Below are 1,348 nucleotides of genomic sequence, written 5' to 3'. Positions count from 1 at the left end.
GGCTCTTCTCCGCTTAGATGAGTCTATAAATTAACAATAAAACCGGTAACACATTGATTTATAATCGCTTCCCACCTTATATCTCAGTATTGTAGTTTGTCGTTATTATCTTCCGCTCTATTTAACTTTAAAGGCCAATCCGTACAGTCTGTAACGCTCGAAGAAAGCTCTCATTCAGTACTCGTCAAATGCAAGCGAGATAGACGCTGTAAAGTTGTTGACCCTGAGACTGGAGCACCGCGCACAGTCGACCACTATGTTCACCGTCGCCTGTCGGATTTACCTGTCAGTGGTCGCCCTTGCGTTATAGAAATTGAATTGGCTCAGACAAGAGATAGGCTCGGCCGAAGGTTGGTTGAAGCGACTGATTTTGTTGATAAGGGGAGTCGTTATACCAAGAGATTCTGTCACTTTATTAGTGGACTATGCCGCTATATGAGCATCCACGCAGTGTCTAAGCATTTAGACATACGCTGGGAAACCGTGAAAAATATCGATAAAGCATTTCTGTTATCTACCTTGCCTGCTTTAGAGCCTAAGAGGTTGACCAACCTTGTTCATATTGGCGTTGATGAAGTCGCCAGGGCTAAAGGCCATGACTATATGACCGTCGTTTATGATCTCGTTTCAGGACAACTTATTTGGGTTGACCATGGGCGGACTTCAAACGTACTCATCAACTTTTTTGAACAATTATCACCGCAAACGAGGGACGGCATCCAAGCGGTATCAATGGATATGGGGCAATCTTACCAATCAGCAGTGAGAAACGCTCTTCCGAATGCAGACATCGTTTTTGACCGGTTTCACGTTATGCAGAACTACTCTCTTCTGATAAGGAAAGAGCGTAATAAAGCGTTTAGGAAAGGAACACATGACGAGAAGAAAATGCTTAAAGGGACGCTATTTTTACTCCTCAAAAATGCGCCGAAATTAAGCGATAAGCAGTCAGATAGGCTAGATGATTTACTTGAAAGCAATAAGACTCTTTGTACGATTTATATGCTCAAAGAGCAGCTTCAAGCCTTATGGGATGAACGTAATTTTGACCTGATGATCGCAGCTCTTGATGCGTGGTGCCAGCTTGCTAAAAAGACGAGGATCTTATCTCTCATCAACTTCGCAGACGCGCTTTGGGAGAGAAGAGTTGGGATCTGCAATTATGCAAAATATAAGCTGACGAATGCCCGAGTGGAAGCAGGGAATGTATCGATAGGTCTTCTTAGACGGCGAGCCCGAGGAGTAAGGGATACTGATTACTTTAAATTGAAGATTAGACAAACCTCAATCCTAGAAACTCACTCTACCATTTACCCAGAAATCAAGCTCATCTAAGCGGAGAAGAGCC

The 1,348-nt window shown here is 43.5% G+C and carries 1 protein-coding gene; it reads left to right on the top strand.

Features of this window, described 5'->3' with window-relative positions:
* The first annotated feature begins 96 nt into the window (after positions 1–96).
* A complete protein-coding gene (locus AB4507_RS22775; protein ID WP_081317730.1) occupies positions 97–1,335 on the top strand; it encodes an ISL3-like element ISVa7 family transposase in 1,239 nt (412 codons plus the stop codon).
* Positions 1,336–1,348 lie beyond the last annotated feature (13 nt).

The organism is Vibrio sp. 10N.222.54.A3 (assembly GCF_041474095.1).
GTDB classification, from domain to species: Bacteria; Pseudomonadota; Gammaproteobacteria; order Enterobacterales; family Vibrionaceae; genus Vibrio; species Vibrio crassostreae_C.
Note: the sequence above shows the minus strand (reverse complement) of the source record. Positions and strands in the feature narration are given on the sequence as shown.